Here is a 12,802-nt window from a genome sequence, read left to right on the forward strand (position 1 = left end):
TGAGCTGTCGGCGCGTCACACCGGCGTTCTACCGTGATCCGTCCCGGCACGGCAGCGGAACGCAGATATTGATCACGACCTCACACAGGCCCTAGTCGTGCCTGCCGGCGATCTGCACGTTCTCCAGGACGCCGAGCGCGTCCGGCACAAGGACGGCGGCGGAGTAGTAGGTGGTGACGAGGTAGGACATGATCGCCTTCTCGTCGATGCCCATGAACCGCACCGACAGGCCTGGTTCGTACTCGTCCGGCAGACCTGTCTGACGCAGACCGATGACACCCTGGTTGTCCTCGCCGGTACGCATGACGAAGATCGAGGTGGTCTTCTCCTTGGTGATGGGGATCTTGCCGCAGGGCAGGATCGGGACTCCGCGCCAGGCCGGAACCTGCTGCCCGCCGAGGTCGACGTGGGTCGGGTAGAGGCCGCGCCGGTTGAACTCACGCCCGATCGCGGCGATCGCCTTGGGGTGGGCGAGGAAGAACTTGGAGCCGCGGCGGCGGCAGAGCAGCTCGTCGAGGTCGTCCGGGCTGGGCCGGCCCGCATGGGTCTGGATGCGCTGCCGGAAGTCGGCGTTGTGGAGCAGACCGAACTCCCGGTTGTTGATCAGCTCGTACTCCTGGCGCTCACGCAGCGCCTCGATGGTGAGCCTGAGCTGCTCCTCGGTCTGGTTCATCGGCCCGTTGTAGAGGTCGGCGACCCGGGTGTGGACCCGCAGAACGGTCTGCGCGAGGGAGAGTTCGTACTCGCGCGGTTTCTGTTCGTAGTCGACGAAGGCGCCGGGCAGTTCGGGCTCGCCGGTGTGGCCGGCCGACAGGGCGATCTCGGCCTCGCCGTGACGGTTCTGCCGCTTGAGGGGCAGCGAGCTGAACCGGTCGACGTGGGCCCGCAGGCCCGGCGCCGAGGACAGCACGGCGGCGAAGTCGGCGCGGGACAGAGTCAGCAGGGTGCCGGCGGTCTCGGCGGTGGCGGTGCTGTCCCACCGGGCATCCGCGTCCAGCAGGGCGTCCTCACCGAACCGGTCGCCGTCGGCGAGGACGGCGACGGCGACTTCGTCGCCGTACTTGCCCACGGAGGTCTGGCTGACCCGGCCGTGCGCGATCAGATGAATCCGGTCGGCGGGCGCACCGCGCACGACCAGCGTCTCGCCCGCCCCGAAGTCGCGCTGGACGCACCGGTCGGCGATCGCGGTCAGCACCTCCACGTCCTCGAAGCCCTGCAGCAGAGCCAGTTCGCCGAGCTCACGGGGGATCACCCGGACATGGGCACCGTCCTGGACGAACTCCACGCGCCCGTCGCCGACCGTGTAGCTCAGCCGGCGGTTCACCCGGTAGCTGCCGCCCTTGGTCTCCACCCAGGGGAGCATCCGCAGCAGCCACCGGGAGCTGATCCCCTGCATCTGCGGGGCGGACTTGGCCGTGGTGGCGAGATTGCGGGCGGCCGCCGTGCTCAGGCTGGACTGCCGGGGCGACTCCCGCTGTGCTTCCGGGCTGGTGTCAACAGTCATCGGGCGCGCTCTCCTTCGTAAAGGCGGTGGCCGACGTGCGTGCGCGGCATCGGGAAGGGGAAAAAGAGGGGCAAATATCCGGGAACCCGTCCAGACCCAGGGAACAGTAACGGCCGGTGCGCCCGGTTGGTCCAGAGAAGCCGATGCCATTAGCTCGATGCGATGATCGTGCCGGGAGAAGGGTTTGGCCGCGTGGTCGGCGGTATTCGGACGCGGTCACCGCCGCGTGTCCGGTACGCGGCGCGCTGTCCGCTCCCGCCCGAGCGGGGTCGCCGCCGGAAAAGACGCCGGGGCCCGTCCCGGCGTGGGACAGGCCCCGGATCGTCCGATCGCTGGTCCGGTCCGGCTGCGGCCGGCCCGTGGGGGAGTCTCCGCCGATCGGATGTGGCGGGAGAAGAGGCTGTCCGGTGCGTCCGGTGCGTCCGGTGCGTCCGGTGCGTCCGGTGCGTCCGGTGCGTCCGGCTCGTTCGCGAGGAAGTGTTCACGGATCGCGCGGATGAATCCCTGGTGCGGGATCGCACCGTCCCGTCGGTGTGCAGCCCGGTGAACGAGTCCGTCGAGTCCGTCGCGTCGGCGCGTGATCAGCGTTCGCCACCGTTTACCCGGCCGCCCGGTGCGGGCACCTCACCGGGCCCGCACGGTGATCCGGAGGAGGCGGCTCAGTACACGAGTGCCTGGACGCCGTCCGCCATGATCTCGCTGACGAAGACCTGCGCACCGGCGATACGTACCCCGTCGAGGACGTCCTTCTCCGCGATGCCGCGCCGGGCCGCGCACTGCGTGCACAGCGTGATCCGGCCACCGGCCTGGACCGACTCGATGAGGTCCGGCAGCGGCGCGGAGTGCGGGAGTTCGAACTCCGCCGCCCGGCCCGGCAGCGCGAACCACGCGGACTCGCCCGTCAGCCACAGCGACACCTCCACACCGCTGGCGACGGCGACCGCCGCCACCGTGAAGGCCTGGGAGCAACGCTCGGGGGCGTCGGCCCCAGCGGTCACCTTGATCACGAGCTTCTTGGCCGGGTTCATATGCGGAACTGTAATCCGCCGAGGTACAACCCCTGTCTCTCCCCGCTGGTCAGCACTGGCGCGCGGGTAGTGAATCCGCGCTTCAGTGCTTGTGGGGGAAACCATTGGAATCTTCGCCGACTTCCGAGCCGGCGGGCACCGACGCGGCGGCCGCCGAGCGCGTGCCTGCCGCGCGCGTGCCCGGTGAGCCGGAGGCTGTCGAGCCCGTGACCGTCGAGCCCGTGACCGTCGAGCCCGTGACCGTCGAGCCCGTGACCGTCGAGTCCGCTCAGGGGCCGGACGCTGCCGTCCCGGAGGCCGCTCAGCCGTCTCCGGCCGTGCCGCCGCGCCGTCGTGGCCGTACGGCCCTGCTCATCGCGGCGGCCGCCCTTGTCGGCATCGTCGGCGGGACGGCGACCGGATACGGCATCCAGGCCCACCGGCCGCCGACCGCGCTACCGCCGCTGTCCCAGCCGGACCTGATGTATCCGGCCAAGCCCCTGTCCGAGGGGAAGGCCGCGGATCCGTTGTCCGCCAAGGAGGACCACCAGGTCAGGACCTCCGGTGACCTGCGTGATCTGCTGATCGGCAAACCCTCCGGGGCGCGTGATCCGAAGGTGCCGTCGAGGGAGAACGGCATCGTGACCGTGTACACGTACGCGCACGATTTCGAGGAACCCGACTACCAGTTGGCGTATCTGCTGGAGGAGGACGTGCGCCGGATCGCGCGCGTCTCCTGGGACCAGGGCGCGTTCCGCGAGGTCAACGTCGAGCTCGTCCAGTTCCGGGCCGGCACCCTGCTGGCGGCCCAGGACTACGCGGAGGGCCAGATGTCCTACATGCCCGACGCCAAGGAGGGCGCGGGCAACGACGGCGACCCGATCAAGGGCAGCGGCAACGGCCGCTACTACCTCTACAAGGCGGACCGGAAGCCTGGCTACGAGCCCGTCTACCACGCACGCGCGGTGGCTCAGCGGGGGGACATCATGTTCGACATCCACGTTTTCGACATCAAACCGATCAGCAAGAAGGACATCCGGACGCTGGCCGAGCGGCAGCTGGAGCGCCTGTGAACGAGGACCGGACCACCCCCGCCACACAGGAGCCCGCGCCGGAAGCCGCGCCGGACGCGGCCGAACGACCGCAGATGCCCGCCGAGGCACCCGCGCCGGCCGCCGAGGCACCCGCGCCGGCCGCCGAGGCACCCGCGCCGGCCGCCGAGGTGCCCGCGCCGGACGCGGCCGAACGACCGCAGATGCCCGCCGAGGCAGCGGTGGAGGATCTGCCCTCCGCACCGGGGCGCGCCCCCCGATCTCTCACCCGGTGTCTAGTCGGGACCGTACTGCCGGTCGTGCTCGTCCTCGGCGCGGTCGGTGGCGGGGCCGGGTTCATCAAGGTCACCGTCGACCGCGCCGACCGGACCGCGCCCACCCAGGTGTGGCAGAAGCCCGACTCCGCCCAGGCGGTGCCGGATCCGGCCGCGGAGAGCGGCAGGGGCCGGACCGACACGCCGCTGAGCCGGAAGCTGCTGCCGGTGCCCTCCAGCTACCGGCTCGGGCCCGACATCGGTGAGTACGGCAACGACGGTGAACTCTCCGGGCGGGAAGCGTCCTCGCTGATCAAGGCGCTCGGGCAGGGCCTCTCCGGCGGCGAGCGCCGGGCGATGGAGAAGCAGATCGACAAGCTCGGCATCACGGGCGTCGCCGTGCGCTCGTACGTTTCCACGACCAATGACCTGGTCATCGAGACGCACCTCACGCAGATCAAGGACCGCAAGGCCGTCATCGACTTCTACAGGGCGGCTTCGTCCCTGCCCGGTGTCCGCAAGGGGCCCGCCGTGAAGGGCCACAAGCACGCCACGTGCTTCCTGTCGAAGAAGGACAAAAGCGACAAGAGCGGTCTGGCCGAGATGGTCTGCGTGGCATACGACGGCGACCTGTCCGTCCAGGTCAACGCTGTCGGCACCGATCCGGTCGACGCGTCCGCCGTCGCTGAGCTGCTGGGCGACCAGCTCGACCACATCGCATCCCCGGGGAAGTACGTATGAGCGAGCAGAACACCCCGGCGCCGGCGGCAGAGCCGTTGCCCGAGACCGGGCCCGCGCCGGAGCCCGTATCCGTACCGGACCCCGGACCCGTACCGGAGCCCGGACCCGCACCCTTGCCGGAGACCCTGTCCGCGCCCGAGTCCGCGATCGCAGGCTCCTCCCCGGTGCCGCCGCGCCCGACCGAGCCGCCCGCCGTGCCGGCCGCGTACGCCGTCGACCCGGTCTGGGCAGTCCCGGTCACCGGCGCAGTCCCGGTCACCGGCCCGCGGCCGCCCCGGCCCCGCCGCAGGGTGCTGCGTGCCGTCGCGCGCTGGGCCGTCGCCGCGGTGGTCTGCGGTGGCCTCGGTGCCGGCGCCGCGTTCGGCGTCAGCGACCAGGAGCGCGGAGATGTCCCCGGTCTCTCGACGCTGAGCGACGGCCGCTGGGAGTACCCGCGGCTCTCGCTGCCCGCGCTGCCGGCCGGCGCCCCGCGTCCCTTCACCGAGGCCAACACGGCGCAGGTCCACCACGCCGATCTGCGCGCACTGCTGCTGCCCGCCCCCCGGGGCGCGACCGCCGACAAGAGACTGGCCGGCGGCTGGGTGAGCACCGACCAGTACCTCTCCGAGTACACGGAGGAGCACCGCGATGACCTGCGGCTGGCGTTGCGCGATCACGCCGTACGGCACATCGCGGCACGTGGCTGGAGGATGCCGGACGGCACCACGTCACGGATCTACCTGCTGCGCTTCCCGTCGGTCGCGTTCGCGGAGGGCTACAAGGACAGTCAGATCGCGCCCGTGACCGACGCCGGCGTGCCGCTGGCCGCCGCGCCGGTGACCGAGCTGGACGAGGACTACGCCGAGACCACCGCCGTGACCTTCACCAGCGCGTATCCGTTCGTCGAGCCGAAGCCGTACGGCGCGACGCAGGTCCGGGGGGCGTACGTACTGGCCGGGGACACCCTGGCACTGATCGTCCACGAGAAGAAGGGCGGCGCTCCCCGCGTCCCCTTCGACCAGACGCTGATCCTCCAGAACCAGCTGCTGGGCTGAGGCAGGTGCCGCGCGGCATCCGCACGGCACCTCCCCGCACCTCGCCGAGAGGGCCGGGCTCCCACCCATTAGGCTGGGGCCCGGCCCTTACCGCCCATACCGCGCATCCGAGGAGCACCCCGTGCTTGAGGCTTTCTTCACTTCCCTGCTCATCCTCGTCTGTGTCGGCGTGCTCGCCTTTACCGGCCTGGCGGTGAAGAAGCTGTACCAGGGCCAGCGCTAGGGCCTGTTGCGAAAGTTCCGCCTGGCTCGCGACGCCTGGCACGCACACTCGCCGCGTTGTCGGAGTCGTCCGAGTACGTCCAGTACGAGGACGATCCTCCGCCTTGCGATGGCACGCACCAGACGCCGTGAGCCCCGCCCTTCGGGCGGACGGCGCTACTTTCGCAGCACCCCCTAGCGCTCTGGCCGTACGGTTCACCCGTACGCCCCGCCACCGCCCCCACCTCTACAGATCGTCTGAGCTGCTCATGATCGAGATCCCGTCCGACCTGCACCCGGACCTTGTTCCGCTCGTCTTTCTCCTCGGCCACTGGGAGGGCGCGGGCGTCTTCGACTTCCCCGGCGAGGAGAAGGCCAACTTCGGCCAGGAAGTCACCTTCAGCCACGACGGCCGGGACTTCCTGGAGTACGTCTCGCACACCTGGGCGCTCGACGCCGAGGGCCGGAAGATCAGGCCGATCGAGTCCGAGTCCGGCTTCTGGCGGATCGACAAGGACCGCAAGGTCGAGGTCGTGATGGTCCGCGACCAGGGCGTCGTGGAGATCTGGTACGGCGATCTGGCCGACCAGAAGCCGCAGATCGACCTGGTGACGGACGCGGTGGCGCGTACGGCGGCCTCCGGCCCCTACAGCGGTGGCAAGCGGCTCTACGGCTATGTGAAGAGCGACCTGATGTGGGTGGGCGAGAAGTCCACCCCCGAGGTGACGCTGCGCCCGTACATGTCGGCGCACCTGAAGAAGGTCGTCTCCCCGGAGCAGGTCGCGGAATGGGCCAAGGACCTCGGTGACCTGCCGGACGACGGCATCGCCTTCTTCAAGTAGTCCTGGAGGAGGCCCGGAGAAGCCCCGGCGGGGCCGCCGAGGAGTCGCGGAGGATTCCCGAAGTGGTCCCGGCGGGAAAACGGTCCCTGACTGATCAGTTCCGAGGGCCACCGCGCCTGCCTACACTGGGGGCGTGGTGAGCACCGACTGGAAGAGCGATCTGCGGCAGCGCGGTTACCGGCTGACCCCTCAGCGGCAGCTTGTCCTCGAAGCCGTCGACACCCTCGAACACGCGACCCCGGACGAGATCCTCGGCGAGGTGCGCAGGACCGCCTCCGGCGTGAACATCTCCACCGTCTACCGAACCCTGGAGCTGCTGGAGGAGCTGGACCTGGTCTCCCACGCGCACCTCGGGCACGGCGCTCCCACCTACCACCTGGCCGACCGGCATGACCACATCCATCTGGTCTGCCGGGACTGCACGAACGTCATCGAGGCCGACACGGAGGTAGCGGCGGAGTTCACGGACAAGCTGCGCGAGACCTTCGGCTTCGAGACGGACCTCAAGCACTTCGCGATCTTCGGCCGCTGCCGCGACTGCTCCGTCCGGGCGGCGCAGGGTGCCCAGGCATCACGCGCCTCGAACGGCGAGTCGTAGGCTTGCGGACATGAAGAGCCCCCTGCTGTCCCTGCCCGGAGCCGTCGCCGCCGAAGGGCGGGACGAAGGTGTCGCCGCCCACTACGGCGATCTTTTCCGGGAACAGAGCGCCCTCGCCGAAGGCGCCGGTCTCGTCGACCTCTCGCACCGCGGCGTCGTCACCGTCACCGGTGACGACCGGCTGGCCTGGCTGCACCTGCTGCTCACCCAGCATGTGAGCGCCCTGCCGGCCGGGCAGGCCACCGAGGCGCTGATCCTCTCCGCGAACGGTCACATCGAACACGCGCTGTATCTCGTGGACGACGGCGAGACGGTCTGGGCGCACGTGGAACCGGGCACCCAGGAGGCGCTGATCGCCTACCTGGAGTCGATGAAGTTCTTCTACCGGGTCGAGGTCGCCGACCGTACGGGCGACTTCGCGGTCGTGCACCTCCCGGCCGGTTCCATCGCGGAGGTGCCGGAGGGCACCGTCGTACGGGAGACCCCGTACGGCCGGGACGCCTTCCTGCCGCGCGCCGACCTGGAGCCGTACGCCACCGCGCACGGGCCGCTGGCCGGGATCCTGGCCTACGAGGCGCTGCGTATCGAGGGGCACCGGCCGCGCCTCGGCTTCGAGACCGACCACCGGACCATCCCGCACGAGCTGGGCTGGATCGGCAGCGCCGTGCACCTCCAGAAGGGCTGCTACCGGGGGCAGGAGACCGTGGCACGCGTCCACAACCTGGGGAAGCCGCCGCGCCGGCTGGTCTTCCTGCACCTGGACGGCAGCGATGTCCACCTGCCGGGCCCCGGCACGCCGGTCCGCCTCGCGGCGGACGGGCCCGAGGGGCGCCAGCTGGGCTTCATCACCACCTCGGGCCGACACCACGAGCTGGGGCCGATCGCGCTGGCCCTGGTCAAGCGCAACGTGCCGCTGGACGCCGAGCTGATGGCGGGGGACACGGCGGCGGCGCAGGAAGTGGTCGTCGAGGCCTGAGTCGAGGCCGACAAGTGAGGCAGGGCCTCACATGTCCAGCAGCACCGTGAACGGGCCGTGATTCGTGAGCGAGACGCGCATGTCCGCTCCGAACCGGCCCGTTTCCACATGCGCGCCCAGCGCCCGCAGCTGGGCCACCACCTCATCGACCAGCGGCTCGGCCACCGGGCCCGGCGCCGCGGCGTTCCAGGTGGGGCGCCGGCCCTTGCGGGCGTCCCCGTAGAGAGTGAACTGCGAAATCACCAGGAGCGGGGCGTTCACCTCCGAACAGGACTTCTCGCCCTCCAGCATCCGTATCGACCAGAGCTTGCGGGCGAGCCGTTCCGCCTGCTCCTTCGTGTCCTCGTGGGTGACCCCCACCAGCACACACAGCCCTTCGCCGACGATCTCGCCGACGGTTTCCGTCCCGGACTCCGTATGGACGACGACGCTCGCGCCGTCGACTCTCTGCACCACTGCACGCATAAGGACCAACCTATCCGGGGCCGAACGGGTGCAGAGTGCCCGCATGGGCGGGGGCGGGAGTGGCACGATGCACGGAGGCGGTGCGTTCGCGCACCGGTCGAGGGGCGGGGGCAAGGTCCTCCCGAGGGCCGGGGGTCTCCCCTGCCGGGTGAGCGAGGGGATCTCCCCAGCGGAGTGAGGGGAAGTACGCGCGATGAGCAGTACATCTGGCGCCGGGCAGTCGCACGGTCCCGTACCGGCGACCCGTACCACCAGCGGTACCGGCACCACCGGAGCCGCGGGGCCCGGCCCCTGTCCCGGTAGCGGCGCCACTTCCGGGTCCGGCGCCACCGGGTCCCGGCCGCCCGTGCAGCGGACCGGTGGCGAGGGCGCCCTGCCCGCCCCCCGACCGTACGACTTCGGTGTGCTGCTGCTCCCCGAACTGCGCGCCCTGCGCCGCGACTCCCAGCGCGACGAGGCCGACCTGAGCTATCTGCGCCGACTGCTCCAGGGGCGTATCGACATCCTGCGGGCCGAACTGGCCCGCCGTACCGCGCCCGAGACGCCGGTGGTCGACCGGCTCTCCGAGATCCTCGCCGACACCCCCTCGCGGCACCGCTCCTCCGCCCGCCACGTCACGCTCTCGACGCCCCGCAGCGCCGAGTACCGCCGGCTCGCCGCCGAGACGCTCGCCGAGGTGGAGCTGTCGGACCTTCAGGCGCGGACGGACGACGAGCTGCACCAGGCGATGGGGCGGCTGGTCGGCAATGAGCAGCAGCTCTCGCGCCGCCGCCACCAGCTGCAACGTACCGCTGACGATTGCAGCGCGGAGATCGCCCGCAGGTACCGTGAAGGAGAAGCGCAAGTAGATGATCTGCTCACGTAGCTCTGCTCACGTGAGCACAAAATCACGTAAAGGCTGATGATGACGTCCAGCGGCAGCGTCCTGTCCCCCGTTCTCGCCGAAGTCGTACGGTCCGGATTCGTGGAGGGCCACCATCGCGGGTCGCTGGTGCTGCTCGCGGCGGACGGCACGGTCGAACTGGAGCTGGGCGACCCCGATGCCCCGGTCTTTCCCCGCTCCAGCAACAAGCCGATGCAGGCGGCGGCCATCCTGCGGGCCGGACTCGACCTGTCGGGCGAACGGCTGGCACTGGCCGCCGCGAGCCACTCGGGCGAGGGCTTCCACCTCGACCTCGTACGGCGGATGCTCACCGAGCACGGACTGACGGCCGACGACCTGCAGACCCCGCCGGACCTCCCGCTGGACCAGGTCGAGGCCGAGGCGTATCTCGCCGGTGGCGGGGTGCGCGAACGGATCGTCATGAACTGCTCGGGCAAGCACACGGCCATGCTGGCGGTCTGCGCCCTGAACGGCTGGCCCACGGACACCTATCTCGACCCCGCCCACCCGCTGCAGCAGCTCATCCACACGGTGGTGGAGGAGGCGGCCGGGGAGCGGGTCACGGCGGTCGGGACGGACGGCTGCGGCGCCCCGCTGATGGCGATCAGCCTCACCGGCCTCGCGCGCGCCTTCCGGCACTTCGTGCTCGCCGAGCCGGGTACGGCCGAGCGGCGGGTGGCGGACGCGATGCGTGCCCACCCCGAGTACGTGGCGGGCACGCGCCGATCCGACACCTGGCTGATGCGGGACGTGCCCGGCACGCTCTCCAAGATGGGCGCGGAGGCCGTGCAGGCGGTGGCGCTGGCAGACGGCCGCGCGCTGGCCCTCAAGATCGACGACGGTTCGTTCCGGGCGCTGGGCCCGGTGCTGGCGCGGGCGCTGGATCTGCTGGGCGTCGAGGCGGAGGTGCTGGGACGCATCGGACGGGCGCCGCTGCTGGGCGGGGCGGCGGAAGTGGGCGGGGTGCGGGCGGCGTTCTGAGCGGCTCGCGACCTGCCCTCGGCGTGACTTGTCCTTGGCGTGACCTGTCCTTGGCGCGACCTGTCCTTGGCGTGACCTGGCCTCGGAGTGACTGGCCGTCAGGGTGGCTCTGGTGACGGGGTGCTGGTGGACGGCGGCGGGCGGGCGGCGGGACGGCGGCGGGACGGTGGGCGGCGGTGGGCGGCGGTGAGCGGCGGGGCGGCGGTGGGCCGGAAAACGGGATGCGATCGGTCCCGTCCGCCACCTAGCGTGCTCGCCATGAGCCTTGACGTCCGTACCGTCGACCCGTCCGAGCACGCCGACTGGACGCGCGCCCTGCACACCGGATTCCTGCGGCCCCCCGTCATCTCGGAGGAGGTGATGCGCGGCCGGCTCAAGGACGCCGATCCGGACCGCCTGTGGGGCGCGTTCGACAACGGCCGGTGCGTCGCGACCTTCCGGTCCTTCGCGCAGGAGCTGACGGTCGCCGGCGGCGCGGTGCTCACGGCGGACGCGATCAGCAATGTGTCCGTCTCGCCCACCCACCGCCGGCGCGGCCTGCTCACGCGGATCATGAACTCCGATCTGGCGGCGGCGAAGGAACGCGGCGACGCCGTCGCCACACTGATCGCCGCCGAGTACCCGATCTACGGGCGGTACGGGTTCGGCCCCGCCGCCGGGTTCACCGAGTGGGAGATCGACGTACCGCGTGCGGGCCTCGACCCGCGCTGGGCGGCCCCGGCGGACGGCGGCCGGATCGATCTGGTCGACGGCGAGGACGTACGGAAGATCGGCCCGGAGCTGCACGACCGGTTCCGCGCGCGGCAGCACGGCGCCATCAACCGCGACGCGCGCTGGTGGCGGCTGGACACAGGCGAGGAGCCGAACGGCTTCCCCTGGACCGAGCCCTTCTACGCGGTCCACCGCTCAGCGGCGGGTGAGATCGAGGGCCTCGTCGGCTACACCGCCGACGACACGTGGGGCGAGCGTAAGCAGCCGCAGAACACGGCGAAGGTGAAACGGCTGATCGCCGTGACCCCCGCCGCCGAGCGCGCCCTGTGGCACTTCCTCTGCTCCGTCGACTGGGTGACGACGGTCCGGACGGGGCACCGCCCCCAGGACGACCTGATGCCCCACTTCCTCCCCGACCCGCGCGCGGCGCGGATCGTGACGCGGGCCGACTTCCTGTGGGTACGGATCCTCGACGTCATACGCGCCCTGGAGGCCCGTACGTACGCGGTCCCGGCGACGCTGGTCCTGGAGATCACCGACACGGCGGGACTGGCGGGCGGCCGTTTCCGGCTGGACGCGTCCGAGGAGGGGGCCGCCTGCTCCCCGACGACGGAGTCTCCCGACATCAGCCTGGACGTACGGGAGTTGGGCGCGCTGTACCTGGGCGACGCGTCGGCGGTACGGCTCGCGGCGCTGGGCACCCTGACCGAGGAGAAGCCGGGAGCGGCGACGGTGGCGGAGCTCCTCTTCCGTACCGCGAGGAGCCCGTGGTGCCCGGACGTCTTCTGACTCCGGCCGCCGCGCGTGCTTCGCGGTCATGAAGGTGAGGCTCCGGTGTACGGGCCGACAGGGAGACCTGTTGGCCCTGGCCGGGCTTCTCGCGTTCGTCGGGTGCGCGGATCAGCCGAGCGGCGACGGTGCCCGGTCCGGTTCACCCTGTCGGCGACACGGTCGGGGGGCAGCCGGTACACGCCGAGCGACAGAGCGCGCGTTCACTCATCCCCGAGAGCTGTTTCATGGGTCCCCGCCTTGCCCGTCCTGATCAGGAGTCCTCGCTGCCGGGGTGCAGTACGGTCTCGGCGATCCCACGTACGCGCTCCAGGGTGATGCCGGTCCGCTGCTCGACGGCCAGGGGATGGTCGGTGGGTTCGAGTTCGATGAAGGGGCGCTCACCGACGGGCCTCGTGTGGAGGTGGGTCCTCAGGTTGACGCTGCTGGGGGAGTAGACGGGCAACTCGGTGGTCAGCCAGCCGAAGTACGGCTTCTCGGACTCGCGGCCGGGCGTATCCCACAAGTCCGCCGCGCGGGCGAAGCTTTCGCGGCTGAGGGAGACCCAGACCCCCCAGGAGAACACGTCGTCGCTGCCGATGACCGGTATCTCGATCAGACCCTTGACGAAGTAGTGCTGCCCTTTGATGACGCACTGATCCGACGAGAGCAGGCAATCGGGGGCATCGGCGAAACTCTGGTCCCAGACGTAGGGGGCCGTGGTCGAGTAGCCCATCGGCAGCTCCCCATGACGCTCGCCGCAGCACGAGCAGGTGTATCCAAGA

General features: G+C 70.9%; 13 protein-coding genes. 9 read left to right on the plus strand and 4 right to left on the minus strand.

All coding sequences use genetic code 11. The features are described 5' to 3' along the window. Nucleotides 1–91: 91 nt before the first annotated feature. The gene (locus tag ACIBAE_RS14730) at nt 92–1,504 is read right to left on the minus strand and encodes a family 2B encapsulin nanocompartment shell protein (protein ID WP_399285079.1); all 1,413 of its coding nucleotides are present in this window, start codon (nt 1,502–1,504) and stop codon (nt 92–94) included. Between the two features lie 659 nt (nt 1,505–2,163). Next, entirely contained in the window at nt 2,164–2,532 is a 369-nt protein-coding gene (locus tag ACIBAE_RS14735) for a DsrE family protein (RefSeq protein WP_399285081.1), read from the minus strand. A gap of 104 nt (nt 2,533–2,636) precedes the next feature. Here ACIBAE_RS14735 and ACIBAE_RS14740 point away from each other — a divergent pair, with 104 nt between their 5' ends. The 6 genes from ACIBAE_RS14740 (at nt 2,637) to ACIBAE_RS14765 (ending at nt 8,209) form a co-directional block, all read left to right on the plus strand. Further along, nucleotides 2,637–3,584, plus strand: a complete 948-nt coding sequence (locus ACIBAE_RS14740; RefSeq protein ID WP_399285082.1) for a hypothetical protein — start codon at nt 2,637–2,639, stop codon at nt 3,582–3,584. Further along, entirely contained in the window at nt 3,581–4,558 is a 978-nt protein-coding gene (locus ACIBAE_RS14745) for a hypothetical protein (RefSeq protein ID WP_399285084.1), read from the plus strand. Before ACIBAE_RS14740 ends, ACIBAE_RS14745 begins: the two co-directional genes overlap by 4 nt. After that, nucleotides 4,555–5,592 carry a hypothetical protein gene (locus tag ACIBAE_RS14750; RefSeq protein ID WP_399285085.1) on the plus strand — a complete coding sequence of 346 codons (1,038 nt, stop codon included), beginning with the start codon at nt 4,555–4,557 and terminating at the stop codon, nt 5,590–5,592. Before ACIBAE_RS14745 ends, ACIBAE_RS14750 begins: the two co-directional genes overlap by 4 nt. A gap of 470 nt (nt 5,593–6,062) precedes the next feature. Next, a complete protein-coding gene (locus ACIBAE_RS14755) occupies nt 6,063–6,635 on the plus strand; it encodes an FABP family protein (RefSeq protein ID WP_399285086.1) in 573 nt (190 codons plus the stop codon). A gap of 133 nt (nt 6,636–6,768) precedes the next feature. Continuing rightward, a complete protein-coding gene (locus tag ACIBAE_RS14760) occupies nt 6,769–7,233 on the plus strand; it encodes a Fur family transcriptional regulator (RefSeq protein ID WP_399285087.1) in 465 nt (154 codons plus the stop codon). Nucleotides 7,234–7,243: 10 nt separating this feature from the next. After that, nucleotides 7,244–8,209 carry a YgfZ/GcvT domain-containing protein gene (locus ACIBAE_RS14765; RefSeq protein WP_399285089.1) on the plus strand — a complete coding sequence of 322 codons (966 nt, stop codon included), beginning with the start codon at nt 7,244–7,246 and terminating at the stop codon, nt 8,207–8,209. Between the two features lie 27 nt (nt 8,210–8,236). On the opposite strand, the gene dtd is transcribed toward ACIBAE_RS14765, so the two are convergent. Beyond that, nucleotides 8,237–8,674, minus strand: a complete 438-nt coding sequence (gene dtd / locus ACIBAE_RS14770) for a D-aminoacyl-tRNA deacylase (protein ID WP_399285091.1) — start codon at nt 8,672–8,674, stop codon at nt 8,237–8,239. A 193-nt stretch (nt 8,675–8,867) separates the two neighbouring features. Between dtd and ACIBAE_RS14775 the strand changes: the two genes are divergently transcribed. The 3 genes from ACIBAE_RS14775 to ACIBAE_RS14785 all read left to right on the plus strand — a co-directional run bounded on the left by ACIBAE_RS14775 (nt 8,868) and on the right by ACIBAE_RS14785 (nt 12,038). Beyond that, entirely contained in the window at nt 8,868–9,539 is a 672-nt protein-coding gene (locus ACIBAE_RS14775; RefSeq protein WP_399285093.1) for an ABC transporter substrate-binding protein, read from the plus strand. 36 nt (nt 9,540–9,575) lie between these two features. Further along, entirely contained in the window at nt 9,576–10,538 is a 963-nt protein-coding gene (locus ACIBAE_RS14780) for an asparaginase (protein WP_399285094.1), read from the plus strand. Nucleotides 10,539–10,796: 258 nt separating this feature from the next. Then, nucleotides 10,797–12,038 carry a GNAT family N-acetyltransferase gene (locus ACIBAE_RS14785; protein ID WP_399285095.1) on the plus strand — a complete coding sequence of 414 codons (1,242 nt, stop codon included), beginning with the start codon at nt 10,797–10,799 and terminating at the stop codon, nt 12,036–12,038. A gap of 253 nt (nt 12,039–12,291) precedes the next feature. Here ACIBAE_RS14785 and ACIBAE_RS14790 read toward each other — a convergent pair whose 3' ends face one another. Further along, the gene (locus ACIBAE_RS14790; RefSeq protein ID WP_399285360.1) at nt 12,292–12,753 is read right to left on the minus strand and encodes a DUF2199 domain-containing protein; all 462 of its coding nucleotides are present in this window, start codon (nt 12,751–12,753) and stop codon (nt 12,292–12,294) included. Nucleotides 12,754–12,802 lie beyond the last annotated feature (49 nt).

The organism is Streptomyces sp. NPDC051569 (assembly GCF_044454085.1).
GTDB lineage: Bacteria > Actinomycetota > Actinomycetes > Streptomycetales > Streptomycetaceae > Streptomyces.